The 24,735-nt window shown below is 46.2% G+C and carries 22 protein-coding genes; 14 read left to right on the top strand and 8 right to left on the bottom strand.

What is annotated here, in order from left to right; genetic code table 11:
- Positions 1–6: 6 nt before the first annotated feature.
- Positions 7–615: a TetR/AcrR family transcriptional regulator gene (locus tag ABDW33_RS27990; protein ID WP_343693406.1), complete on the bottom strand. Its 609-nt coding sequence runs from the start codon at positions 613–615 to the stop codon at positions 7–9.
- Positions 616–802: 187 nt separating this feature from the next.
- On the opposite strand from ABDW33_RS27990, the gene ABDW33_RS27985 reads away from it, so the two are divergent.
- The 7 genes from ABDW33_RS27985 to ABDW33_RS27955 all read left to right on the top strand — a co-directional run bounded on the left by ABDW33_RS27985 (position 803) and on the right by ABDW33_RS27955 (position 8,756).
- Positions 803–1,426, top strand: a complete 624-nt coding sequence (locus ABDW33_RS27985; RefSeq protein WP_343693405.1) for a DUF502 domain-containing protein — start codon at positions 803–805, stop codon at positions 1,424–1,426.
- An 8-nt stretch (positions 1,427–1,434) separates the two neighbouring features.
- Positions 1,435–2,376 (top strand): zinc dependent phospholipase C family protein, encoded by a 942-nt coding sequence (locus ABDW33_RS27980; RefSeq protein ID WP_343693404.1) that lies wholly within the window; start codon positions 1,435–1,437, stop codon positions 2,374–2,376.
- Between the two features lie 231 nt (positions 2,377–2,607).
- Positions 2,608–3,678 (top strand): 3-phosphoserine/phosphohydroxythreonine transaminase, encoded by a 1,071-nt coding sequence (serC, locus tag ABDW33_RS27975; protein ID WP_343693403.1) that lies wholly within the window; start codon positions 2,608–2,610, stop codon positions 3,676–3,678.
- A gap of 163 nt (positions 3,679–3,841) precedes the next feature.
- Complete coding sequence (locus ABDW33_RS27970) at positions 3,842–5,083, top strand: DUF1015 family protein (RefSeq protein WP_343693402.1); 1,242 nt, start codon at positions 3,842–3,844, stop codon at positions 5,081–5,083.
- 172 nt (positions 5,084–5,255) lie between these two features.
- A complete protein-coding gene (locus tag ABDW33_RS27965; protein WP_343693401.1) occupies positions 5,256–6,329 on the top strand; it encodes a tetratricopeptide repeat protein in 1,074 nt (357 codons plus the stop codon).
- 86 nt (positions 6,330–6,415) lie between these two features.
- Positions 6,416–8,074 (top strand): phenylacetic acid degradation protein PaaN, encoded by a 1,659-nt coding sequence (gene paaN / locus ABDW33_RS27960; protein WP_343693400.1) that lies wholly within the window; start codon positions 6,416–6,418, stop codon positions 8,072–8,074.
- Between the two features lie 19 nt (positions 8,075–8,093).
- Complete coding sequence (locus tag ABDW33_RS27955) at positions 8,094–8,756, top strand: YceI family protein (protein WP_343693399.1); 663 nt, start codon at positions 8,094–8,096, stop codon at positions 8,754–8,756.
- A gap of 100 nt (positions 8,757–8,856) precedes the next feature.
- Here the strand turns inward: ABDW33_RS27955 and ABDW33_RS27950 are convergent, their stop codons facing one another.
- Positions 8,857–10,386, bottom strand: a complete 1,530-nt coding sequence (locus ABDW33_RS27950; RefSeq protein ID WP_343693398.1) for a serine hydrolase — start codon at positions 10,384–10,386, stop codon at positions 8,857–8,859.
- 81 nt (positions 10,387–10,467) lie between these two features.
- The gene (locus ABDW33_RS27945; protein ID WP_146970855.1) at positions 10,468–10,836 is read right to left on the bottom strand and encodes a helix-turn-helix domain-containing protein; all 369 of its coding nucleotides are present in this window, start codon (positions 10,834–10,836) and stop codon (positions 10,468–10,470) included.
- Positions 10,837–11,085: 249 nt separating this feature from the next.
- Here ABDW33_RS27945 and ABDW33_RS27940 point away from each other — a divergent pair, with 249 nt between their 5' ends.
- The 7 genes from ABDW33_RS27940 to ABDW33_RS27910 all read left to right on the top strand — a co-directional run bounded on the left by ABDW33_RS27940 (position 11,086) and on the right by ABDW33_RS27910 (position 17,763).
- Positions 11,086–11,421, top strand: coding sequence for a DUF1475 family protein (locus ABDW33_RS27940; protein WP_343693397.1), 336 nt, complete (start codon positions 11,086–11,088; stop codon positions 11,419–11,421).
- The gene (locus ABDW33_RS27935) at positions 11,414–12,196 is read left to right on the top strand and encodes a DUF1295 domain-containing protein (RefSeq protein ID WP_343693396.1); all 783 of its coding nucleotides are present in this window, start codon (positions 11,414–11,416) and stop codon (positions 12,194–12,196) included. Before ABDW33_RS27940 ends, ABDW33_RS27935 begins: the two co-directional genes overlap by 8 nt.
- Positions 12,197–12,243: 47 nt before the next feature.
- The gene (locus ABDW33_RS27930; protein WP_343693395.1) at positions 12,244–13,278 is read left to right on the top strand and encodes a class I SAM-dependent methyltransferase; all 1,035 of its coding nucleotides are present in this window, start codon (positions 12,244–12,246) and stop codon (positions 13,276–13,278) included.
- Complete coding sequence (locus ABDW33_RS27925) at positions 13,275–14,393, top strand: alpha/beta hydrolase (protein WP_343693394.1); 1,119 nt, start codon at positions 13,275–13,277, stop codon at positions 14,391–14,393. The genes ABDW33_RS27930 and ABDW33_RS27925 overlap by 4 nt, the downstream gene beginning before the upstream one ends.
- Positions 14,372–15,634 carry an FAD-dependent oxidoreductase gene (locus ABDW33_RS27920; protein WP_343693393.1) on the top strand — a complete coding sequence of 421 codons (1,263 nt, stop codon included), beginning with the start codon at positions 14,372–14,374 and terminating at the stop codon, positions 15,632–15,634. The genes ABDW33_RS27925 and ABDW33_RS27920 overlap by 22 nt, the downstream gene beginning before the upstream one ends.
- A gap of 32 nt (positions 15,635–15,666) precedes the next feature.
- Entirely contained in the window at positions 15,667–16,461 is a 795-nt protein-coding gene (locus tag ABDW33_RS27915) for a DUF1365 domain-containing protein (protein ID WP_343693392.1), read from the top strand.
- A gap of 69 nt (positions 16,462–16,530) precedes the next feature.
- Positions 16,531–17,763 carry a cyclopropane-fatty-acyl-phospholipid synthase family protein gene (locus tag ABDW33_RS27910; protein ID WP_343693391.1) on the top strand — a complete coding sequence of 411 codons (1,233 nt, stop codon included), beginning with the start codon at positions 16,531–16,533 and terminating at the stop codon, positions 17,761–17,763.
- A 59-nt stretch (positions 17,764–17,822) separates the two neighbouring features.
- On the opposite strand, the gene ABDW33_RS27905 is transcribed toward ABDW33_RS27910, so the two are convergent.
- The 5 genes from ABDW33_RS27905 to ABDW33_RS27885 all read right to left on the bottom strand — a co-directional run bounded on the left by ABDW33_RS27905 (position 17,823) and on the right by ABDW33_RS27885 (position 24,701).
- Entirely contained in the window at positions 17,823–18,185 is a 363-nt protein-coding gene (locus ABDW33_RS27905; protein WP_343693390.1) for a hypothetical protein, read from the bottom strand.
- 2 nt (positions 18,186–18,187) lie between these two features.
- The gene (locus tag ABDW33_RS27900; protein WP_343693413.1) at positions 18,188–19,144 is read right to left on the bottom strand and encodes a glycosyltransferase; all 957 of its coding nucleotides are present in this window, start codon (positions 19,142–19,144) and stop codon (positions 18,188–18,190) included.
- A 67-nt stretch (positions 19,145–19,211) separates the two neighbouring features.
- Complete coding sequence (locus tag ABDW33_RS27895) at positions 19,212–22,610, bottom strand: SbcC/MukB-like Walker B domain-containing protein (protein WP_343693389.1); 3,399 nt, start codon at positions 22,608–22,610, stop codon at positions 19,212–19,214.
- A gap of 18 nt (positions 22,611–22,628) precedes the next feature.
- Entirely contained in the window at positions 22,629–23,225 is a 597-nt protein-coding gene (locus ABDW33_RS27890) for a DUF4194 domain-containing protein (protein ID WP_343693388.1), read from the bottom strand.
- A 6-nt stretch (positions 23,226–23,231) separates the two neighbouring features.
- The gene (locus tag ABDW33_RS27885; protein WP_343693387.1) at positions 23,232–24,701 is read right to left on the bottom strand and encodes a DUF3375 domain-containing protein; all 1,470 of its coding nucleotides are present in this window, start codon (positions 24,699–24,701) and stop codon (positions 23,232–23,234) included.
- Between the last annotated feature and the right edge of the window lie 34 nt (positions 24,702–24,735).

The raw sequence follows: 24,735 nt of genomic DNA, 5'->3' as shown, positions 1-24,735 counted from the left end.
TTGGTTTTACGATAGTTGTAGTTTATAGGCTTCAATCCTTTCAAATCCCTTACTGGAAACAAGCCCATATAGAAAATGTTCCAATAGGATATGTTGTACTTTATTCATCTCGTAGAGTCCGGGGGCAAATACCTCCGGCTGAAAGCACAGCATTGCGGTAGACAAGCGGTACTTTGTAAGTATATCCACGTCCAGGTCCGGACGATAAAGCCCCTCTCTGATCCCTCTTGTCAGGTTGTCGCGAATAGTGCTTTGCAGGCTGGTATCCCGGTAAGAGAGAAAGGCCTGGTAGGCAGTGGAATGATATCTTTGCAGATCAAGGAGAACAAAGGGTTTCATATGCCTGAACTGTTTATCCAGCATTTGCATCACCAGCAGCAGTTCTTCAATGGCATCTTCGGCCGCTGTCCGGATTACTTTGCAGTCATTTTCTACCGAGCGCAGATAACGTGAAATCGCATGGGTAACCAATTCATCTTTGTCAGCGAAGTGGGCGTAAAGGGTCTTTTTAGAAACGCCCATTTTATGAGCGATGTCGTCCATAGTGATGGACCTGGTGCCAAACTGGCTGAACAAATGGAATGCGGTATCCAGAATACGTTCCTGTATTTCCATTGGATAGTGGTTTTGCAGGGGCAAGAAATCTCAAATCTCTTCTCAGAATAAGGTCAATGTAAAACTATGGAAACTTTTTATACTTTGAAAGTTTCCAGTTGGATTTTATTTAATGTAGATAAGTTGAAGTTAAAAAGCACATTCCCTATTATATAGTACCTTTACACCAGTTATTACAACAACTATTATGTCTCCAAAAATTCGTTTTAAAGTTCTGGCATCGAGGATTTTAAGGTATTTCTTCCAGGGTCTGCTGATCCTGGCACCGATCGGTGTGACTGCCTTTACTTTGTACTACCTGTTTGTTACCATCGATAACATCTTCCCCAAGGAACTGGTCCCCCAGGAAGCCCCTTTCAGCTACCTCAGGTACAAAGGAGTAGGGTTTGCACTGGTTTTACTGCTGGTCGTGGCAGTGGGTTACATGAGTTCTTCCTTTATTCTGGGAAGGATCTTCGCACTTTTTGACACCATCCTGGAAAAGACACCTTTCATCAAGTATATTTATTCATCTGTCAAAGACGTTTTCGACGCATTTGTTGGAGAAAAGAAAAAGTTCGATCATCCCGTGCTCGTCCAGATATATGGTGTGGATGTATGGGAGATGGGCTTCATCACCCAGCCAGATGTCTCCACCCTGGGCCTGGAAGGTTACATGGCCGTGTACGTACCGCATGCCTATGCCATCACCGGTAAAGTATTCATGGTACCTGCCCACAAGGTAAAACCCCTCACAAATATCTCTGCAGGAGAGGCCATGAAGTTTGCCGTGAGCGGCGGGGTGACTTCCCTGGAAAATCACCATAAATAATAATATTTTTGAAAAGACTGGTTTCCATTGTTGTTTGTACAATCCTCCCATTCACGACCATGGGCTGGGGCTTCTTTGCCCATCAGCGGATCAATGAACTGGCGGTATTTTCCCTTCCCACTGCCATGCTTGTGCTCTACAAACCGCAGCAGGCCTACCTGAAAGCCCATGCTACAGATGCAGATAAAAGAAGATATATCGTAGCAGCCGAGGGACCGCGTCACTATATAGACCTCGATCATTACGGAGCTCCGCCGTACGACTGGATGCCCCGAAGCTGGCAGGCTGCCCTGCTACAGTTTGGGGAAGACAGCCTGCAACAATACGGGATCGTACCCTGGTACATCCCCCAGATCATATCGCGGTTATCCAAAGCCTTTCAGGACAGAGATCTTGACAAAGTACTTCATCTCAGTGCTGATCTGGGCCATTACGTGGCAGATGCCCATGTTCCACTCCACGCCTGCTCTAATCACAATGGCCAGTTCACAGGCCAGGAAGGTATCCACGGACTTTGGGAATCACGCATTCCGGAGCTGCTGGCAGATGCTACCTTCAGTTACTGGAGTGGCAAAGCTGTTTACATCCGGGATGTGCCCGCATTTGTATGGCAGGTGGTGAGTAGCAGTGCCATGGCAGCAGATACGGTACTTTCCCTGGAAAAAGCATTGAGCCTGCGTACACCGCCAGATGCCCGTTATGCCTACGAAAACAGGAAAGGAAAACTGGTGCGTACTTACGCTACTTCCTATACGAAAGCATACCAGCAACTGCTGGGCGATATGGTAGAACGTCGCATGCAGGCGGCCATTCATGCAGTAGCTTCCTGCTGGTATACAGCCTGGGTAGATGCAGGCCAGCCACCACTCAGTAACATGATCCGGAAAAAAATAAAAGAAAAAATGCCACTGCCAGATACAGGCAGAATGATAGGACGGGTAGAGGAATAGCTGGCATACGCTTTGTGCAAAAAATCAAGTTGAAGAACCCGGGACCGTTTTCAATTAATTTCGATTTTAAAAAAATATAAATTATCTTTGTTAATACTATCTTTTTAGCCTTATCCTACACATTATCAGCATCTGATTTGAAATGCCATTTCAATTTTTTAATCCATTCCTCTGACAAAACCAAGAAGCAAAGTGGAACAAGCTAACAATTTATTTAATTTAGATCGACCTATGAAGGTGCACAATTTTAACGCGGGACCTTCCGTATTACCAAATGAGGTTCTGTACAAGGCTAGTAAGGCTTTGATTGACTTTGAGGGGTCAGGAATGTCCATATTGGAAATAGGGCATAGGACTCCACTGTTTCAGGCTGTCATGGATGAGGCACGTAATCTCGTACGCGAACTGATGCAACTGGAAGATGACTTCGAAGTACTCTACCTCCACGGTGGTGCTACGCAGCAATTCCTGCAGGTTCCTATGAACTTACTTGAAAATGATGGTACGGCATCTTATATCGATACCGGTGTATGGAGCAATAAGGCGATTAAAGAAGCAAAACAGTTTGGTTTCGTAGACGTAGCTGGTAGTTCAAAAGAAAGTAACTACAATTACATTCCCAAACAATTCAATGTTTCCCCTAAGTCAACTTATCTGCATATCACAACCAACAATACCATCTATGGTACTCAATGGCAACAAATACCACAGGTAGATGTACCATTGGTAGGCGATATGAGCAGTGATATCCTGAGCAGACAAATGGACTTCAACAAGTTCTCCCTCATTTATGCAGGTGTACAGAAAAACATGGGCGCTGCCGGCGTTACCATGGTAGCTGTACGCAAAAGCATTCTTGGCAAGGTAACCCGCAAGATTCCAACGATTCTGGACTACCGCAACCACGTTGAAAACGGTTCAATGTTGAATACCCCTCCCGTATTTTCAATTTACATTTCCATGCTCACCCTTCGCTGGCTGAAAGACCAGGGCGGTGCCGCCGCTATGGAAAAACTGAATGAGAAAAAAGCAGCCCTGCTGTACGATGAGATCGATCATAACCCATTGTTCCGCGGTACTGTGGCTAAGGAAGACCGTAGCCGCATGAACGTATGCTTTATCATGGATAAACCGGAACTGGAAGATGAATTCCTGAAATTCACCAAAAAGGAAGACATCGTAGGTATAAAAGGACACCGCAGCGTAGGTGGTTTCCGTGCTTCGCTGTACAATGCATTGCCATATGAAAGTGTAGAAGTGCTGGTTGAAGCCATGAAATATTTCAGCCTGAAGAAAGCTTAATCTTACTTTTTATAAAAATGCAAAAGCTCCTGTCAAAAGCAGGAGCTTTTTGCTTTTGCACCATCCCCCTACACATCAAATACCCCATCGGGTACTGTTGGCCTTGAATTTGCTCATCTGCCTATTTACATTTACATTCACCTGACTAACAATACCGTATATCATGGCAATCATCAGACCGTTCAAAGGATTAAGACCCACGCCCGCACTGGCTGAGAAAGTTGCAGCACGACCATATGATGTGTTAAGTGCTTCGGAAGCCAAACAGGAGGCAGCCGGTAACCCCTACTCTTTTTACCACGTTTCCAAATCAGAAATCGACCTGCCCGATGACACCGACGTATATAGCCAAACTGTATATGATAAAGCTGCCGAAAACCTGCAACGATTTATCAAAGAAGGCACCCTCTTCCAGGACGATACCCCCTCCTATTATATCTATCGCCTTATCATGAACGGCCGTAGCCAGACAGGACTTGTATGTGTATCCTCCATCTCCGACTATAATAGCGGAATTATCAAAAAGCATGAATTCACCCGTCCTGACAAAGAAAAGGACAGGATCAACAATATTAAAACCACCAATGCACAGACAGGCAATGTATTCCTTGCCTACAACGATGTTCCGCTCATCAATTCACTCATTGATCAGTGGATGGCACATCATGCGCCTGCGTATGACTTTACTGCTACTGACGGCATTCAGCATACCATCTGGGTGGTGGATGATAAAGCGACCAACGACAATATCACTACACTCTTCGAAACCAAAGTACCACATACCTACATCGCTGATGGACACCATCGTGCAGCCGCTGCTTCGCTGGTACAAAAAGAACTGGAAGAACAACAACGCATCGGCCTGGATGATCCCGCTGATTATTTTCTTACCACCATCTTTCCCGCCAGTCAGCTGGCGATCCTTGACTATAACAGGGTAGTCAAAGACCTGAATGGCCTGAGCAAAGACGAGCTGATCTCTAAACTGGAATACGACTTTGTCGTTGAGCCGATCGGGCATCTGCCACAGGCTCCCTCCATGCTCCACGAGTTCACCATGTACCTGGATGGCAGCTGGTATCGGCTGGTGGCACAGGAAGGAACCTTTACCTACGATCCCATCGGCATTCTGGATGTGACTATCCTCTCCAACAATGTACTGGACAAACTACTCGGTATCAAAGACCAGCGTACGGATAAGCGCGTCGACTTCATAGGCGGCATCAGGGGACTGCAGGAACTGGTTAAACGGGTAGATAGCGGTGAATACAAGGTGGCCTTTGCCCTGTATCCTGTAACCATCCAGCAATTATTTGACATTGCAGATAGCGGAAATGTAATGCCGCCCAAGAGCACCTGGTTCGAACCTAAACTGCGGGACGGACTGCTCTCTCATTTACTTTAAATTATTTCCTACCTCTTACAGTAGCTGCAGGCTGCCGTAAGAGGTACGCTCCCCCTGCCGTAACGTTATATCATCTCTCCAAATAACATAGATATTCCGTTATTTCCAGCCTACAACAAGGTTTGGCACATTTTTCACTATTTTTACAGCAAACGAAAGATCAAGGATGTACATGAGGGCTTCTTTATTGAAAATAGCTATATGTATTGGCTTCTTTTTCGCGACCATACCGGTTTTCGCACAAGATGCCAATGAATTATTCAACACTGCTACCGGCTTCATTCGCAGCGGAGATTACTCCAACGCCATTCTGGTACTGAACCAGGCCATTACAATGGAACCAGACAATACCCAGTTTAAAAAACAGCTGGGATTTGCCTACTGGCTACAGGGCGATATGAGCAAAGCCAAGAGCACCATCGAGCCCCTGCTGAATAAAAAGGACGCAGATGCACAACTCTACCAGATAGCCGGTAATATCTACCAGGCAAAACAGGAATGGAAAACAGCCCAGAAATTATACGAAAAAGGCCTGAAACGCTTCCCCGAAAGCGGAGAACTGTATAATGACAACGGCCAGCTGCTGATGTTCCTGAAAATCTATGAGGGTGGTATGGCCAACTGGCTGAAGGGTATTGAAAAAGATCCCACCTTCCCTGGCAATTATTACAACGCCTGCAGAGCGTATTCTTATGTGAAAGACCCTTCCTGGATCATCATCTACGGTGAAATCTTTGTGAACCTGGAAAGCTACACAGAACGTACTGCCGAAGTACGTACCATGCTGATAGACGCTTACAAGAAATTATATAACGATCCGAGTCTCATGACCCAGGCCCTCGCTGACCTGGAAAGTGAGCGCAAAAGCAGGAAGCCCTCAGCATCTGAATTTGCTGACGCCTACAAAGCTTCCATGGGCAAACAGACATCCGTTGTGATGACGGGTATAGACCCCGAAACACTCGTGATGGTCAGAACCAGGTTCCTGCTGGACTGGTTTAACTTCTCAGGTGTGAAATTCCCATACGCATTATTTGACTACCAGCGCACCCTGCTGAAAGAAGGCCTGTTCGATGCTTACACACAGTGGATCTTTGGTCCGGTAAGCAACCAGTCCGCCTTTAAAGCCTGGACAAATTTGCATAAATCAGAATACGACGCATTTTTACAATATCAGCGCAGCCATCCTCTGAAGCTGAGACCAGATGAGTACTACAACGACAATCGCTTCTCTCTGGCAAGATAACGCCCCAAGGATGGTAACAATCTCGACCCGGGGCTTACAGATAGTGTAAGCCCCTACATGAAAAGCTAATTATTCAAATTCCACATATGCTTACCATCAAACACCAAAGCACCATCGAGAAAGCCGTAAAGGCAAACCATGAACGGGCCTTTTTCTCGCAGTATCCTGAGCACCCCAAAGCTTACGGCGAGCAAGCCCCCGAAGAAGGCCGCAACAGGTACAAAGCACTGCTCAACAAGCCATTCTCACAACTCCTGCAAACCGGTGAATCCGGATGGGCCGGTGAGGAAGTATCTCCATACACCATGGAGCCACTGGGCATCACCTACCCCCTCTTCACTGCGGACGATCTTGTAGAAAAAGCTGTTGCTGCCGCTCCCCAATGGCGTAATACAACTGTGGATATACGGGCCGATATACTGGTAGAAACACTGGAACGCATACAAACTTATTTTTTTGACATCGCTGATGCTACCCAGCACACGACCGGTCAAAGCTTTATGATGAGTTTCCAGGCTTCAGGACCGCACGCCAACGACCGCGCGCTCGAAGCAATCGCTATGGGCTACCATGAGCTGAACCGCTACCCTGCCGAACAGTTATGGGAGAAACCCATGGGGAAATTTGCCCTGCAACTCAAAAAGAATTTCAGAGCAATGCCCAAAGGACCCGGCCTTGTAATCGGTTGCTCCACATTCCCGGTATGGAATTCGCTACCCGGTATATATGCAGATCTTGTAACTGGCAACCCTGTGATCGTGAAACCTCACCCCAGGGCCATACTACCTATCGCAATTGCGGTAAGTGCCATACAGCAGGTATTGCAGGAGAAAGGCTTTAGCCCTAACCTGTGCCAGCTGGCCGCTGATACCACTGCTGCACCGATCACCAAAACGCTGTGTGAACATCCTGGTATCAAACTTATTGATTATACAGGGGGCAGCCAGTTCGGGAACTATGTGGAATCCCTGCCTGGTAAGTCTGTTTTTACCGAAAAAGCCGGCGTCAACTCTGTCATCCTGGATAGCGTAACAGACATAGATGCTGTGATGCAGAATCTGGCCTTTTCTGTCTCCCTCTATTCCGGGCAAATGTGTACCGCCCCGCAGAACTTCTTTATACCGGCAGGAGGCATAGAAACACCTAATGGCACGCTTTCTTTTGATGAAGTAGTGGAGAAATTCAAAAACGCGGTCACCGCACTGGTTACAAATCCTAAAATGGGCGCCGGTACACTGGGAGCACTACAAAACGATACCACCCTGCAACGGGCACACAATGCGGGCAAACTGGGTGCAAAAGTAATCCTGGAAGGTCAGCCACTGGTGAACGAAGAGTTCACACACGCCAGAGGTTTTACGCCAGCCATCCTGCAGGTAGACAGTGCAGACAGGCACATCTTCGAACAGGAATTATTTGGCCCGGTTTTGTTACTCGTAAAAACAAAAGATACAGACGAGTCTATTCAACTGGCCCGTCAGATGGCACAGCAACACGGAGCTATTACCTGTGCTGCATATGCCGTAAACCCGGACACAAAGGAAAAAATAACTGAGGCTATGAATAGCGTGTTTACACCGGTTTCTTTCAATTTTACCGGCTTTATCTGGGTAAACCAACACGCAGCTTTTTCCGATTTCCATGTGACCGGCGGTAATCCCGCAGGGAACGCAAGTTTTACAAACCCGGAATTTATTCTCAGACGTTTCGTTTGGGTAGGCAACCGGGAAGTGACTGGCAGCTGAGATGCGAATAATATAGTTTATGAAATATATAGTTCCAATCATTTTACTTACATTCCTGGCAGCCTGCGAACAGGCGCCAAAAGCGGACAAAGCAACGATCCAGGATGTCCAGTCCGTTGCGGAAGGAGAAGGGAGATCATATCATGTGGATACTACCGTGAGTGTGGTCCAGTTCATAGGCACAAAGCCCACAGGCAAGCATACCGGTATTTTCAGACTACTGGAAAGCAAACTGTATGTAAAAGATACAATGGTAACAGGAGGTAGTATTAAGATCAATATGAGTACGCTCGCCGACATAGATCTGGCACCTACCGATTCCATGCTGCAACACAAGCTGGAAGCCGAACTGAAAGGACCGATGTTCTTTGATATTGAGAAATATCCGGTGGCGACTTTTGAAATTACTGGTGTGACAAATTTCAAACCGTCTGTAGGAAATGAAGTATTAATGAAAGATGCGAACTATACCGTACAGGGTAATCTCACGCTTAAAGATTCGACCAAGAACATTTCATTCCCGGCCTTTATTACAAGAGAAAAAGGTGTGATCAGGGCGGAGGCGAATTTTAACATAGACAGAACCCTGTGGGGAATGACTTACAGGGCAGATCAGTCGATGCAGGATAAGTTGATTAATTCGCAGGTAAATATTCAGTTTAAACTCGTCGCAAAACAATAAAAAAAAGAGGTCGGAGCAATTCAATTTTGATCCGGCCTCTTTTTCCTGAAAATGGCCTTCATCCCCGTTGATGAATCCCCGCTTTCAGGACAGTTTTTATTTAGTTCCTTTTCTGCTTTACAAAAACCGCTGGCTCTTCGTCATCCAGCCTTATACCCAGCCTGTTGATAGCCCCGTTATCATCCATCAGGAAATGTATAACCGCCATACTACCTACCGTAAAATCAGTGCTGCTCGTCGCATCAAATATATCATATCCGCGATGCTTCAGATACACCGTCTCTAACGGAAGCCTGGCAAACAACGAATCATCTTTCACGAACACTTCAAAACTACCATACAGGTTGTTTGTATAAGTACCTGTCATTTCTCCTGGTGAACGATGCACGTCTGTGCCCTTAATAATAACCGTGTCCTTCCTGACTTGTAAAGCAGCAGGAGGAGGAGGCGCATGCAGCCTTTTTTCAGCCTCCCCATACCAGTCTATCTTACCTAACCTGAGTGCCCTGTCTGCAAGTATATTATGTACTATATCCGGCACAATAGAACCACCCTGGTTACTTAACACAACAATACCAATACTATCAGAAGGGAATAAACAAGTCAGGGCAGTAAAACCATCTATATTACCTCCATGCTCTGCCTGATAGTGCCCCCTGTACGAACGCAGGAACCAGCCGAGTCCATATCCGTTAAAATGCAGATCAGGATGTGCCTTATCCGGCAGATTATACCAGATAGCCATCTGTAAACCGAGGGCCTCGCGTACATAAGTCTTCGGCAACACTGTTTTCCCTTTGTACTTTCCACTATTTAACCACATACTCACCCAGTTCCCCATATCCAATACACTGCTATTAATGCTCCCCGCAGGGGCTATCACATCTATATTGCGGTACGGCAGTTTTTTGATACTGCCGTCCAATGCCACACTATATGGCAACGCTTTATCCTGCTCCTTTTCCATGTCAGTGACTGACAAATCAGAATGTGACATCCCCAGCGGGTCAAAAAAGTACTGGCGGATATTCTCTTCCCAACTTCTGCCAGTCAGTTTCTCCGCCACCTTCCCCTGCGCCAGATACATGAAATTATTGTATTCCCACCGTGAACGCAATGGCGTGTGTGGCTTGAAATATCGGATACGATACAAAAGAGTATCCCTGCTTTTGGGCGGGAAGAAAAGCCAGGAATAGTCATATCGCTGAATGCCCGTACGATGGGTCATCATATCGCGAAGCGTCACCTGCTCATTCAGATCATTGGTAGCAAAGACCAGTTCCGGCAGAAAATTGCGCACAGGTTGTTCGAAATCCAGCTTCCCCTGATCCCTGAGTATGCCCAGCAGACCTGCTGTAAATGCCTTTGTATTGGAGCCCACAGCAAAGACGGTATGAGGGGTTACAGGTACTTTGTGTTCGTAATCCCTGTAACCAAATCCTTTGGCATAGATGATCTTATCTTTTTCCACCACGGCAACAGCAAAACCGGCTGCATGCCAGGTACTCAGGATCTTGTTAAATTCTTTATCTAATCCGGCAAACCGGGGGTCTTCTTTAGCGGGTGTCTGCGCATGTGCCCGGGAGATCAACAGGGCAGCCATGCAAAACCAAAGGGGTAATTTCTTCATGGTGTGGGTTGTATTGCAGTAAGATACTAAAAGTATGCTTACGCAGAGCGTTTTTCACAACGTGAAATACTCAAGGCAATACTATACGGCGACTGCTTTCTCGTCGTAAATGACACTGGAAAACTCACACAACTTTTCCAGTAAACCACAAAGTTCCACTCCATTCTCTGTTAGCGAGTAAACAACTTTAGGTGGCATGCCGGGAAACTGCTGCCGGGTGATCAGTCCTGTTTTCTCCAGCGTTTTAAGCCGGTCTGAAAGGATATGATCCGTAATATAAGTCAGCTCTTCCCTGATTCCTGAAAATCTATTATTGCCCGCTTCTATACAAAATAAAATATCTGTAGTCCAGCGACGGCTCATAGAAAACAACAATTCATTCAGCGGACACTTGCTCTCCAGGAACGATTGATTCTGATAATTAGACGAATTAGTCTTTCTTTCTGCCATATTACTCTAAAATTCTAAGTTTATGATTCGGGTTCGTCCTTAAAAAAAGTGATAGTATAGAAAAGATACTGCTATTATAGAAATTAGGCAAACTAAATTATCGTTAACCAGTTAGAAAAATGGATAAATGGCGGTTCCATGCATCCTCTACAGCAGCCTGAACCAGCGTATTCAATTGTACGCTGAAACCAAAGGTATTTATTCTTACGTATGTTATCATACCGGCGTTAGCAAATCTGCCGGCTGCTCATGATCACTTTTCTGAAAATTTTATTCAGCGCATTATTAATCTGGATGTGTTATGTAGTGATCACGACCAGTATGGAAAGCAGCCTGTTCAAAGAATGGAATTTCCTCGGCAGTATACCCTGGATGCGGGCCACACTTTGGGATTTCTATACGAATGTATTGGTCATTTTTATATGGATCTGTTACAAGGAAAAAACTATCATCAGCAAAGGGATCTGGCTCCTGTTATTAATTACATTAGGCAGTATTGCCAGTTGTATTTATATGCTGGTCCAGCTTTTCCGCCTCCCGCCAGCAGAAGGTCTTAAAGAATTATTCGGAAAAAAACATGGATAACCTTACAATCGTCTTACTACTTATCCTGGTATGTGGAATGATCATGGCCATGGTATGGGGATGGGCACGCGCTATTCACAATGCAGGCGTAGTAGACATCTTCTGGTCTTATAACTTTCCGGTCATAGGCATATTACTCCTGTTACTGGCAAGTGGTAATCATATCCGCAAATACCTGATCTGTAGCATGGTCATCATTGCGGGTATCAGGCTCGGCACGCATCTGCTCATCAGGGTTTCAGCCCACATGGAAACAGAAGACGGTCGCTATCAGCAACTGAGAAAGGAATGGGCACCACATGCAGACAAAAAGTTCTTCTGGTTTTTTCAATTTCAGGGGCTTTCAAATGTACTGTTATCCGTACCATTCATCATTAGTGCACTCAACAAGGAAACTGCTATAGGCATTGCAGAATATACAGGCATGATACTGTGGGTGATCAGTGTGACAGGCGAAGCAATTGCAGACAGGCAATTGCATGTATTCAAAACTAAAAACAAAAGCTTAGTATGCAATACCGGGCTATGGAGGTATTCCAGGCATCCCAATTACTTTTTTGAATGGATGATGTGGGTATCATACAGCATCTTTGCTCTCGGATCTCCCTATGGATACCTGGGATTGATCAGCCCTCTCATCATCCTCTACCTGCTGCTGAAAGTGACAGGCATACCAGCCACCGAAGAGCAGTCACTGCGTTCCAAAGGAGAAGCCTATAAAGCCTATCAGCGCAGCACCAGTGCCTTCATTCCCTGGTTCCCGGCCAGCTCATAAGATTCCGCTCTTACATATTGTGTTTATTACTTTCAATCATATTCAACATGTGGTACGATACCCTCATTGAAAAAAATACCGTTCCTGATATATTATTGCGCAAAGGCATCCGAAAACTGCTGAAGCAAAGGCTGGATGACGAAAACAAAGGAGATGCCGAAGCACAACAGGCCCACCTTATGTCACTGATTGAGCAACTCAAAGCTTCTCCCATTGCTGTAAGTACAGCGGAAGCCAATACACAGCATTACGAAGTTCCTACTCCATTCTATCAATATTGCCTGGGTAAATACCTGAAATATAGCTGCGGATACTGGCTACCCGGTGTTACTGAACTGGATATAGCGGAAAAAGATATGCTGGAACTGACCTGCAAAAGAGCAGAACTGTCGAATGGCATGGATGTACTGGAACTCGGCTGTGGCTGGGGATCATTGTCTCTCTTCATGTCGGCAAAGTTCCCGGGTAGTCAGTTTACAGTTGTATCCAACTCACGCACACAAAAAGAATATATCGACGCACAAGCCGCTGCACGCGGCATCACCAACCTCACGGTGATTACTGCTGACATGAATATATTTCATACGGATAGGCAGTTCGACAGGGTGGTCTCTGTTGAAATGTTTGAACATATGCGTAACTACCAATTGCTGCTCAAAAAAGTCGCTTCTTTTTTAAAAGCAGAAGGGAAGCTCTTCATTCATATCTTTACACATAAAGAGTATACCTACCTCTTTGAAGTGAAGGATGAAACCGACTGGATGAGCCGGTACTTTTTTACCGGCGGCGTAATGCCCGGCGATGACCTGATGTTCTACTTTAATGACCATCTTTCTGTCAGTAAGCACTGGCATGTAACCGGCACACATTACGGCAAAACAGCAGAAGCATGGTTGCGCAATATGGATGATCATAAAGCGGAAATAATGCCCCTGTTCGAAACCACCTACGGAAAAGATCAGGCACTGAAATGGTGGGTGTACTGGCGCCTGTTCTATATGGCCTGCGCCGAACTATGGAATTATAACAACGGGAATGAATGGATTGTCAGTCATTACCTGTTTCGCAAAAACACCGTATGATCCGTCTTATTTTAATTACGCTTCTACTGCTGACTTCATTACTCACAGTTTTCAAAGCACCTACCTACAATCTCTGGAAACTCGCCATTGGCGCAGCTGAGTTTGCGTGGGTCTTTATTGCTATTACGTTACTGGTGCTATTAAGTGGCTTCTTCGCTCATCAATACAATACGATAGCAACAGTATTAGGCGTTATTGCCATCGTCCTCTTCCTCTCTCCACTTGTCAGGGCATATGATGTAGCCAGTCAACTACCCAAAGCGATGGACAAAGCACTGGGCACCCATTCTGCTGCCACTCCGCTAAGTCTTGCGGTATTGCTCTCTGGTTATAAAGAAGCACCTGTTGCATACAAAAGCCTGCCCTACTGCGGCGACCTGCACATGGACTTCTACCCTGCCATTCATCCCGGCAATCACCCCTGTGTGGTAGTTGTACATGGCGGCTCCTGGAGCAGCGGCAATAGTCAGGATCTTCCTGAACTGAATACTTACCTGGCAAACCATGGCTACCATGTAGCTGCCATCAACTACAGGCTGGCACCGCAAAACATTTGCCCCGCCCCTGTGGAAGATGTATATCAGGCAATGGACTACCTGCGCATACATGCAGCCGAATTAAGAATAGATACTAATAACTTTGTGCTGATGGGCCGTTCTGCAGGTGCCCAGATTGCTTTGCTGGCAGCCTACCGCGAACAGGTACCTGGATTAAAAGGCGTAGTAGATTTCTATGGCCCTGCTGATATGGTATGGGGTTACTCCCTGCCTGCCAGCCCGCTGGTAATGGATTCCAGAAAAGTAATGGAAAACTATCTGGGAGGCACTTACAGCGCTGTACCTGCCAACTATGCCGCCAGCTCCCCTGTTGAATTTGTGAACAAAAACACCGTACCTACGTTAATCCTCCATGGTGAAAATGATGTACTCGTCGCGTACGAGCATAGCACCAGGCTGGAAAAGAAACTACAGGAAAACGGTATTAAATATTTCTTTTTATCCCTGCCCTGGGCTACCCACGGGTTCGATTACAACCTGAAAGGCCCGGGCGGACAATTATCCACCTACACGGTATTAAGATTTTTACAAAATATATGTTACGAACAGCAATCATAGGAACCGGCATTGCCGGTATGGGATGCGGACATTTCCTACACCCTACTGACGACATCACGTTTTATGAACAACTCGATTATGTAGGTGGTCATACTAACACAGTGACTGTAGATGAAGATGGAAAACCCGTATATGTAGATACCGGGTTTATGGTATTCAACTACCAAACGTATCCCAACCTCTGTAAACTGTTCGAACAGATCAAAGCACCCGTAAAAAAGACAGATATGTCTTTCAGTGTGCAACACGTACCCTCCGGTCTTGAATATAGCGGTTCAGGTATCAATCACCTGTTTGCCCAGCGCAAAAACATCTTCAATCCTTCTTATATCAGGATGCTCATGCAGATTGCACGCTTCAATAAAGAGAGCGTAAAGATCCTGGATGATCCCCGATACGCTCACCATACCATCGGGCAATACATTCGGGAAGGTGGCTTTGGTGACGACATGCTATGGAAATACCTCGTGCCTATGAGCGCCGCAGTATGGTCTACTCCCATGCAGCAGATGCTGGATTTCCCGGCGGTTACACTTATCCGCTTCTTTTACAACCACGGCTTTCTTGGCCTGCATACACAACACCAGTGGTATACCCTGGACAAAGGCAGTCAATCTTACAGGGAGATACTCATCGCCCCGTTCAGGAGCCGTATTCACGTCAACAGGAAAGCTGTAAAGGTAACACGTATGCCCAACGGAAAAGTAAACGTACATGCAGCAGATGGCACTGTAGAAGAATACGACAGGGCCATACTGGCCTGCCACGGCGACCAGGCATTGGCACTCCTGGCTGAACCTACGAACAGGGAACAGGAATTACTTTCCGCCTTTAAATACCAGTACAACAAAGCAGTACTACATACCGACGAAAAAACCATGCCTGCTGCCAAACTTGCCTGGAGCAGCTGGAACTATCGCATACAGGAAGAAAATGGTGAAATGGTTCCCAGTACTATCTACTGGATGAATAAACTACAAGGGGTATCAGAAAAGAAGAATTACTTTGTATCTATCAATCCCCACGCACAACTGGATAACAGTAAGATCATTAAAGAAATAGACTACGAGCACCCCCTGTTTGATCTGGCGGCTATAGAAGCCCAGTCTGCTTTACCTGCGTTGAACGCAAATGGCCCCGTTTACTATTGCGGTAGCTACTTTAAATATGGTTTCCACGAAGATGCATTTACAAGTGCTGTAAATCTCTGTACGCATTTGTTAAAGCGTACCGTTATTTAATCCATACAGCATTTAATTCCGTAGATATTTTCATGAGCGGGACCTTTATTCATTCATGTTTATACAGGGCACAGGTAATGCACCACCGGCTGTCGCCAAAGCGCCACCAGTTCAACTACCAGGTGTTCATGTTCTACATCGATCTGGATGAAGTGGATTACCTGTCAAGGCACCTGCGCTTTATGAGCAGGAACCGTTTTAACTTATTTAATTTCCGCGATAAAGATCACCTGCAGACCGGCACTGGAAACGTACGGGAGCAGATACTTGCATACCTTCAACAGCAGGGCATTACAACGCCTATTGGCCGTATCATGCTGCTGACTAATTTATGCACGTTAGGCTATCAGTTTAATCCGGTCTCTTTCTATTACTGTTACGATACGCAGGGCCATCCTGTTTGTGCGGTGGTAGAAGTATGCAATACTTTCGGAGAATTGAAACCATATCTGCTGGACCATACAACACATACCCAGAAAGGATTCCGGTTGTATACAGGCAAGTACTTCTACGTCTCGCCTTTCTCAGACATGGATACGCAGTTTGATTTTGACCTAAGTATACCAGGCGAACAATTGAATATACGCATAGATGATTGCCACAAAAGTGGAGAACGATTTTTAATCAGTACACTAAAAGGAGAAAGAAAACCACTAACAGATGGAATGCTGTTATATTACTTTTTCAGCTTTCCGCTTATTACGCTCAAAGTGATCTGGATGATCCACTGGCAGGCACTTCGCTTATGGCTGAAGAAGTTGCCGTACCACGCAAAAGCAGCGAACAAACACCTGCAGCGTGACTTATATCGACCTTATAAATCATAAATATATTTCTTAACAAGGGAAACTATTAACAGCTGTTGATGGTAACGGCACTCCCATATTTATACTGACATGCAAACAGGAACGCTTCCATATGCTAAAAAAAGTAAGAGTATCTACCAGGATATTGTACTGAAAGTAATGGCTGGTATGAACCAGGGATTACTACACCTGACATTGCAGGATGGCGAAAAACTGACGATTGGAAATGGCGAAGGTAATATCAGTGCAAATATCCGGATCAATGATGCTGCGTTTTATAGCAGGATACTGTTATATGGTGATGTTGGATTTGGCGAAGCATATGTAGACGGGCTGTGGGATACAGACAATATCACCAATGTCATCAAATGGGCATTATATAATGTAGAGAATACCCCCGGCTTGTCTGGCAGCAAAACAAAACAATTTGCTTATAATCTGTTCAGCTGGTTCAACAGGTTATATCATAACAGGAGAGCGAATACTATAAAGGGATCCCGCAAAAATATCTCTGCGCATTATGACCTGGACAATGACTTCTTTGCGAGCTTTCTCGATCCGACAATGACCTATTCCAGTGCATACTACTATAAAGATGGACTGTCGTTACAGGAAGCGCAGCTGGCCAAGTACGAAAGATTATGCCGGCAGTTACGCCTTACAAAAGATGATCATGTACTGGAAATAGGCAGTGGCTGGGGAGGCAATGCCATTTATATGGCGCAGACATACGGCTGTAAAGTGACCTCTCTCACCATCTCGCAGGAGCAGTATAAACTCGCTGTAGAACGGGTTGCAGCAGCAGGCCTGCAAGACAAAGTAAGTATACAGTTAAAGGATTACCGGATGATGGAAGGCAGCTTTGACAAAATTGTATCCATCGAGATGCTGGAAGCAGTGGGCCATGATTATCTGCCTGTGTACTTTTCAAAATGTCATGAATTACTGAAGAAAGACGGAATCCTGGCGATACAGGTAATTACAGCCCCGGATTCAAGGTATGATAGTTTGAGAAAGGGGGTAGACTGGATTCAGAAACATATCTTTCCGGGGTCGTTGTTACCATCTGTGGCCGCCATCAATAATGCTGTGAATAGCACCGGCGATCTGACAATGGTAGATTTAAAAGATCTGGGGATAGACTACGCAAGAACATTGAAGGCATGGTTCGATGCCTTCAATGACAACTTGCGGCCAGACATGAGCGCTGCATTTATCCGCAAATGGAATTACTACCTCTGTTACTGTGAGGCAGCATTTGCCATGCGCAATATTAATGTCATGCAGCTGGTGTATACCAGGCCCAATAATATGAGACGATAGTAAAAACCTATAGATGGATGTGGAGAATAAGGCAACCTGTAATGGGTTGCTTTTTTCATTTACACTGCATCCGGTACAAAGTTGATTTCCGCTTCGTCAGTGAAAGCAACATATACCCTCTTCCATGGCTGATCATCTATCAGTTGCCATTTGTGACCACTGCCGGTAGTATCCATAGCAATAAGGATATCGCCAGGCTGTAAGGTAAATGTTTCACCGGGACCGGTTTCAAACAATAAGGTGCCGGAAAGTGTGATCACATACTGTGTAGTGGGTGCCGGATGCCAGTCATAAAAACTATGCGCCGGTGTTTCGTTGAACATAATAGAGGCAGCAGGATTCACCTGCAGGTTCGAGACTGTACCTACCTGTACATAAGAATGGCCGTCATTGCCCGTGTATAATTTATACGCCCTGATCATAACTATTTAAACATTTTTCTGAATGATTCCAGCAATCTCACCGGCAGTGACTTTGCACGGGTGAATGCTTGTTCCGATGCCTTACGTTCCTGAAGTATTTCTCTATGAATTACAGGATCTACCTTTATATAGCGCGAAAGACGTTTCACCAATCTAACTCTTTTTCTTCTTAAATGAATGAGTGCTACCAGCTCCTCATCCCCTATTTCTCCCTCCAGCTCCTTCTTTTGCAGGTCTGGCACAGGATTGCTCCCTGCTATAATACTGTTAATTTTTTGCATGTACCCCCATCCTACCTGTTGCTGGCTATGCACCCGGTAGCGGATCAATGGCTCTTCTATATATCCCAGCATCTTCGCATTTGCAGCTACAAGGGCAATCCATGCATCATGCCAGATCTTGTGCATCAGGCGGAAAGGCAGGATCTGCCCAAGGCATTCCTTTTTTACTGCCAGCGTTGCACCCGTTACTATGCGCCCGTGCTTTAGCAAATAGCGTAGCAGATCATCCTTCGCCTGTATATGCGCCCTTACGGCCGCCGTAAAACCTACCACATCCCAGAGCGTGGCAGGCAGCGTGGCACTATGCTCATCCATGAACAGCGCATTTGTAAACACGACTTTGTCTGCCGGATGCGCATTGAAATAGGCGACTACCCTGGCCACCTTGCCGGGCAACCAACAATCATCATGGTCACTTAGAAAGATCACCTCTCCCTTCGCTTCTGCCAGCACACGTTCAAAATTCTTACGCGCTCCCCTGTTCTTTTCATTGCGAATAATGCGAAAAAGATCAGGGTAACGCCTGGCATAGTCATTTAAAATCTGGATGGTCTGATCAGTAGATGCATCGTCGATCACTACGATTTCATTCACACGTAAGGTCTGGTGAATGATAGTTTCCAGTTGTTCCGGAAGGTATTTTTCACTGTTGTAGGTACAAAGTCCGACAGATATCATCACTGTGCTTCGAATTTACTGCAATATATAAAAAAAGGGGCCGCTGTTCCAGCGACCCCTTCATTCGTCAGGCGACTTCAGCGTCGGATATTTTATCCTGTAATTCTTTTACTGTCATATTGTAAAGTACACTGTGCCTGTTGTTCACTCTCTGTACCAGGTGTACGTGCGCAATGAACTGCTGTACGACAGAGATCTTATCACTCGGCGTCACTACCAGCAACTGTAAGTGCAGCTGTTTACACAGCTCCATGAGGTAGGTAGCCTTTTCCTCATCCTGGTTACTGAAGCTCTCATCCACCGCTATGAAGCGGAGACTGCGGGTGTTCTTACCCTCTCTCGTGATGCCAAACTGGTATGCAATCGCACTACAGAGAATGGTATAAGTGAGCTGTGCCTTTTCACCACCTGACAACTGCCCCATCTGGCGATAGATCTTCTTGGACTCATTGGTGGTACGGTACCTTTCGTCTGCCCAGAATTCAAACCAGTTACGGGCATCCATTACGCGACTACGATACGTTTCGCTTTCATCCAGTGCCGTGATCAATGGCATCACTCTTTCCCTGAAGTGCGTTGCCTTTTCTTCGAAGGTACTTTGCTGCCAGTTAGCAGCCTGTGGCAAGGCATCGAGTAAGCGGCTTTTGAATTCCCTGACTTCGGTACCCGTTGGTACAGGTCGTTTTACCAACTGGATGTAAGTATCCGGCAGCCGGTTAAAGTTGATGCCACTCAGCGACTGGTTCAGCTTCTGGATCGTATTGGAGATATCCCGCTCCCACTTCTCCATCTCTTCGTTCAGACCACCGATCTTATAAGTGATGGTAACGTTGATATAGCTTTCAAAATCTTTTTTGAAACGAGGCAGGTTATCATTGCTCAGTTTATCCAGCCATTCGATGTATTCACCCGCATTTTTCGCCTCTTCTGACATGGCATGTACATCTGCACTCCAGTCAGGAAAACGTGCTAATAACTCAGGAGAAGGGTTCTTAAGGCGATTGATGCTGCGGTTCAGCAATACCTCTTCCTTATGACTGGCCTCTTCTGCCTGCTTCAGTTGCTGTTCCTTTCGCTCACGCAGTGACCTGTAGATGCTGTTAATGTTATCCAGCGTCACTTCACTCAGCTCCTGGCTATGTTGCTGCTGAAATTCCAGCAGTGCATCCTTATCTGTATTGGTGATATGCTGCAACAGCTGCTGGAGGTTTTCCTGCTCTGTTTCCATATCAGAGATGGTGCGCTGGGCCAGCGCTTCGTTCCTGATCAGGGTAGCCTGTGCATCCTGCACATGCTGCTTTGAACGTTCTATATCCTGCAGCTGTTCTGTCATTGCATCCAGCTCATTGTTTTCATCACGCATCGAGGCAATCTGCTCTTCTGCTTTATGAATGTTCTTCTGGATCTTAGGAATGTTCAACTCTTCAAAACCTTTGTGTTCCTTTAAGCGGCCGGCCGCATAAAATTGCTTTTGCAGGCGTGCAGAACGGGTTTTGCAGGTTTGTAATATTTCAGTGCTGGACGTAATCGCTTCATTTAGCTTGTTACGCTTCGCAATCAGTGCCTCTTTCTTCCTGTCATTATTCCATCCCATTACATAACGGGCTTCATCGTTCCGGCCGGAACGGTCGTCCTTCTCATGGCGATCCCTGTTCTTGATCAGCCCTTCGATGGTAATGGCCATATCATAACGCTGCAGGGACTTTTCATTTTCCACGCAGGTGTAGTTGAAGTGCTGAATGATCTGCTGCTCCACCCACTCAGTGAGTTTGTGATCAGGATGGAAATCCAGTTTCTCATACACTGTATTCTCATCAGGATAAAGGTTCAGCGCCGTTTCCTTAATCTGGTAGTACACCAGCCGGGTACGCATGTTATTGTTATTCACATAACTGGTCACCTTCTTGTAATGCTTGTCCGGCACCAGCAGGCGCAATGAAAAGGAATGCAGCAACTTCTCTATAGCAGGCTGCCAATGCTGTTCTTCAGGTTTTACCTGGATCAGTTCACCCGCAAAAAGGATCTCACCTTCATCTATCCTCAATGTATTGCACATGTCTTTGCGCAATTGCATCAGGTGAGACGGGATGTTATTTTTAGATTGGTGCAGGAGCTCTATTTCTTTCTCCAGACTTTCTCTTTCACTATCTGCTTTCTCTTTTACACGTTTGGCGCTATACTCGTCTTCTTCATTGAGCCGCTGTTCTGTTTCCAGCTTCAGTGCTGCGCGACTGGCTTCTTTCAGCAGACGGGTGTAGGTCGCCTCATCATTAATTTCATTATCCCTGATATGCAGCGTTTCGCACCAGCTGGTGAATTCCTGTAGATTTGCTTCGGCCGCAACTTTCTTCTGACGTAATTCTTCAATTGTCTTTTCAAGCTGTTGCAAGCGCTGACCAGCCTTGTTCTGCTCAAGCAGATTGCGGGTAGTACGCTCCTGCTCCAGCAGTTCATTCATCTGTCGCTTCGACTCTTCGATATTCCGCAGCAGGAAGGTCACTTCTTCTCTCTTCTCCTGCAAGGCCTGTCCCAGCAACTGGCTACGGGTAAAGCTGTTCCAGATGGCAGCTGTATTCAGGTCCTGTTTGTAACCCGCGATCTTAGCCGACAGGTTAGCAAAGTTCGCATGGTGCTCCTTAATAGGCTCCAGCATGCGGATCTGCTCTTCTGCTTTTTCAATGTTACGCTGTGCATCCAGCAGGGTGGTCAGGTGCTTTTTCAGTTCCTGGAACTGCTCTTCCATGTTACGGGGCTCCAGCATATTGGTACGGATAAAGTCATCCAGGTTCCCTAATACCTTGATACCTACCGTCTGGTTAAAGAGCTGTAATGCCTGTATACTCTGCATACCCAGGGCATCCACCAGTCGCTGTGCATATTTGCTGGCGGCATCAAACCATTCTACCTGTTTACGCGCACCTTTGTTGTAAAGCTGATCAATACGTTTTTTCCACTGGCCTCCCAGATCGAATGGACGGAAGTCTTCAGCAATGTGCATCGCTCTGTGTGCCACACCGAAGATCTTACGCATATCGCCATTCACGAAATAACGCACCTGGAAGATGGTCACAAACTGTTCTGCTTCGTTCGCAAAGTTGGCCAGCAGAATACTGTAAGCTTCTTCTTTGTTCTCACGCAGGTACAGGGTTTTAGTGACCCCTGTTGCTTCGTTGTTCACCATACCATAACCTCCCATCACATAGGAATCTTCTGTACGGTCACCTTTCTTTTCACTACCACTGCTCTGGTTGTAAAAGCGATACTTCTTTTCCGGCACCATCAGGGTGAGCAGGGCATCGATGAAGGTAGTCTTACCACTACCATTGGCACCGGTGAGCAGGCTCGTCTCTCCTTCTGGCCTGATCGTATGAATGTGTTCATCAAAGGTGCCCCAGTTGAACACTTCCATATATTGCAGGCGGAAGCCGGTCTTTTGACTATCTGTACTGAATACGTTTAGTTGCATTGGATTAGTTGGTTTAGCTTACTCGGCTTCCACAGGGCTTTCCTGATGGGCGAGCAGTTGTTGCTGGAATTGTTCCAGCGCTTCGCTGTCTACTTTAGCTTTGATGATCTTCCTGATACGGAACTTCTGTTCATCGATCAGATCGTGGTTTTCTATCTTCTGCAGGAAACCGTTTTCCTCTACCTTGTCGATCAGCCGGTCTATATCTTTCAGGAAACGGATGCGGCTGGCGCCTTCCTTAAAGAACAATTCTGCATATTCCTTGATCTCTCTTCTCTTCTTGATCAACTCACGGGAAGAGGAGTCGCTGATCTCGAATTCTGCCATCATTTCGCGTAGCAGCACCAGCATAATACTTTCCTCGTAACTGAAAGAACGACGCTGTACCCAGCTTACATAAGCTTCTTCGTCTTCAGACATGGCATGCTTTACAAATGCATATCCGTCCTGCTCGTCCAGCACCAGTGTGAGGCCCAGTTGCTGCAAAAAGATGATCAGTTCCACCTTGTATTGCAACAGTTTCTCCCAGGCACTTTTTTCCACATATTCTACCGGTCCTTTAAGCAACTTGACTACTAAAGAAGCGTAGGGTAATATTTTGACAGGTGTACTCATACTAATTTATTTTCCGAATAAGAGATAAGGTACTTCCAAAAAGCGGGTCTGTTCCGCATTGAGAGGTATCAGTTCTGTGGTATTCTGTACGGTGTAGGCCTTACCGCCTTTTTCCCTTACAAAGTCGTAATAGCTGATGATCTCAGCGAGACCATACTCCAGTGGAGAGGCTTCCAGTACTTCTTTGAGCGTAGCCGTCTGCTTGTCTTTCAGCACGCTTTCCACTTTTGTCCACAGGTATTTTTTATTGATGTGCGAGGTATTGAGCAGGCGGCTGAAGCGCGTCATATCCTCAATTTTTTCCGTAGCAGCTGCTGGCTGCTTCACCTCTGCCAGTGTTTTCTTCTGGTCCAGCGTGAGCTTTCGTTCCAGGATCATCCTGATCTCAGCACTGTCGTCAATGCTGATACCGGCATCTACGTCCTCCTCTTCCTCTTTGAAACCGAATACCAGCTCCTTGATACTGTTGATCTGCTTACGCAGGCGGCGGTGACGTGCAATTTCCTTTTCCGAAATGATACGGCTCAGTTTCTCCGCCATCTTATCGTTGGCATCATATACGTTCTTGCCCTGCTCCAGCAGCAGGGATTTGATATTTGTGAGGAAGGACTCATCTGCCTGGATCCCCCGCTCTCCCACCAGGTGCATGAGCTGTTCAGTGAGTTCACGCCATTCTTCCTGGCCGGCACGGGAAATGAGGAAATCCCAGAAGGCATAGAAACTCTTCCCCTGATTACTGTTACGCAGGGAGTCGTAGGCTTCAAATGCAAATCCGATGATGGCTCCTTTACTTTGTTCAGCACGGGTATGCTGCTCTACGATGGTGCGGTGAATCTGCTTGAAATTGTCTTCCACCTCCCGGAAATCGCTGATCAGTTCATAGCAGAGCCGGGTAAAAAGTTCCAGCCTTTCCTGGACCTGTGCATTATTGTACCTGTCCGGCGTGATACCCAGTTCCAGGGCCTTGATCTCTTTATCAATTTCTGCACGCTTATTCTTGAGTATCTCCAGCTTTTTCCCCCTGTCATCTTCTGTGTTCTCCACGATATCGCGGAGAGAGTTGAAAAGGAGCTTAAAGCGGCTTTCAGTACCTACGTGCTGACGCAACTGCAGGGTCTGCATCCACTGGAAAACTTTTTCAGTATAAGCGCTCAGCTGGTAGCGGGTATTCCCTTCGGCATCCGGCAGGTCCTGCAGGATGCGTTTCTGTACCCAGTTGAGTATATATTTTCGGCTACGTGTTTCTTCGTCTTCACCAAAGTTGATCCTTGCTTCTTCCAGGTCTTCCACGCCGTCTTCCTGTAAGCTGAGCGTTTCAGCCAGCATTTGTACCAGCTGCGACTCAGGGATAGAGAAACGATTCTCTTCCTTGAACACGCTGTACAGGAATGGAAGTATCCAATGCGTGTTGCGCAGGCGCAGCATCTGGATAGCAGGTGAAGAGGAAATGAGCCAGAATAAATCGTCTTTGTTCATAGAGGGTGCAAATTGTAGAAAAAAAAGGTTCGAA

Origin of the sequence: Chitinophaga sp. (genome assembly GCF_039596155.1) — a bacterium.
GTDB lineage: Bacteria > Bacteroidota > Bacteroidia > Chitinophagales > Chitinophagaceae > Chitinophaga.
The sequence above is the reverse complement of the archived record's forward strand: the minus strand, read 5'-3'. Positions and strand labels throughout refer to the sequence as shown.

What these genes read in the sequence shown, in the direction of transcription:
- ABDW33_RS27990 (WP_343693406.1), bottom strand. Translation starts at nt 615, where the DNA reads ATGGAAATACAGGAACGTATTCTGGATACCGCATTCCATTTGTTCAGC.
- ABDW33_RS27985 (WP_343693405.1), top strand. Translation starts at nt 803, where the DNA reads ATGTCTCCAAAAATTCGTTTTAAAGTTCTGGCATCGAGGATTTTAAGG.
- serC (WP_343693403.1), top strand. Translation starts at nt 2,608, where the DNA reads ATGAAGGTGCACAATTTTAACGCGGGACCTTCCGTATTACCAAATGAG.
- ABDW33_RS27970 (WP_343693402.1), top strand. Translation starts at nt 3,842, where the DNA reads ATGGCAATCATCAGACCGTTCAAAGGATTAAGACCCACGCCCGCACTG.
- ABDW33_RS27965 (WP_343693401.1), top strand. Translation starts at nt 5,256, where the DNA reads ATGAGGGCTTCTTTATTGAAAATAGCTATATGTATTGGCTTCTTTTTC.
- paaN (WP_343693400.1), top strand. Translation starts at nt 6,416, where the DNA reads ATGCTTACCATCAAACACCAAAGCACCATCGAGAAAGCCGTAAAGGCA.
- ABDW33_RS27955 (WP_343693399.1), top strand. Translation starts at nt 8,094, where the DNA reads ATGAAATATATAGTTCCAATCATTTTACTTACATTCCTGGCAGCCTGC.
- ABDW33_RS27950 (WP_343693398.1), bottom strand. Translation starts at nt 10,386, where the DNA reads ATGAAGAAATTACCCCTTTGGTTTTGCATGGCTGCCCTGTTGATCTCC.
- ABDW33_RS27945 (WP_146970855.1), bottom strand. Translation starts at nt 10,836, where the DNA reads ATGGCAGAAAGAAAGACTAATTCGTCTAATTATCAGAATCAATCGTTC.
- ABDW33_RS27940 (WP_343693397.1), top strand. Translation starts at nt 11,086, where the DNA reads ATGATCACTTTTCTGAAAATTTTATTCAGCGCATTATTAATCTGGATG.
- ABDW33_RS27935 (WP_343693396.1), top strand. Translation starts at nt 11,414, where the DNA reads ATGGATAACCTTACAATCGTCTTACTACTTATCCTGGTATGTGGAATG.
- ABDW33_RS27930 (WP_343693395.1), top strand. Translation starts at nt 12,244, where the DNA reads ATGTGGTACGATACCCTCATTGAAAAAAATACCGTTCCTGATATATTA.
- ABDW33_RS27925 (WP_343693394.1), top strand. Translation starts at nt 13,275, where the DNA reads ATGATCCGTCTTATTTTAATTACGCTTCTACTGCTGACTTCATTACTC.
- ABDW33_RS27920 (WP_343693393.1), top strand. Translation starts at nt 14,372, where the DNA reads ATGTTACGAACAGCAATCATAGGAACCGGCATTGCCGGTATGGGATGC.
- ABDW33_RS27915 (WP_343693392.1), top strand. Translation starts at nt 15,667, where the DNA reads ATGAGCGGGACCTTTATTCATTCATGTTTATACAGGGCACAGGTAATG.
- ABDW33_RS27910 (WP_343693391.1), top strand. Translation starts at nt 16,531, where the DNA reads ATGCAAACAGGAACGCTTCCATATGCTAAAAAAAGTAAGAGTATCTAC.
- ABDW33_RS27905 (WP_343693390.1), bottom strand. Translation starts at nt 18,185, where the DNA reads ATGATCAGGGCGTATAAATTATACACGGGCAATGACGGCCATTCTTAT.
- ABDW33_RS27900 (WP_343693413.1), bottom strand. Translation starts at nt 19,144, where the DNA reads ATGATATCTGTCGGACTTTGTACCTACAACAGTGAAAAATACCTTCCG.
- ABDW33_RS27895 (WP_343693389.1), bottom strand. Translation starts at nt 22,610, where the DNA reads ATGCAACTAAACGTATTCAGTACAGATAGTCAAAAGACCGGCTTCCGC.
- ABDW33_RS27890 (WP_343693388.1), bottom strand. Translation starts at nt 23,225, where the DNA reads ATGAGTACACCTGTCAAAATATTACCCTACGCTTCTTTAGTAGTCAAG.
- ABDW33_RS27885 (WP_343693387.1), bottom strand. Translation starts at nt 24,701, where the DNA reads ATGAACAAAGACGATTTATTCTGGCTCATTTCCTCTTCACCTGCTATC.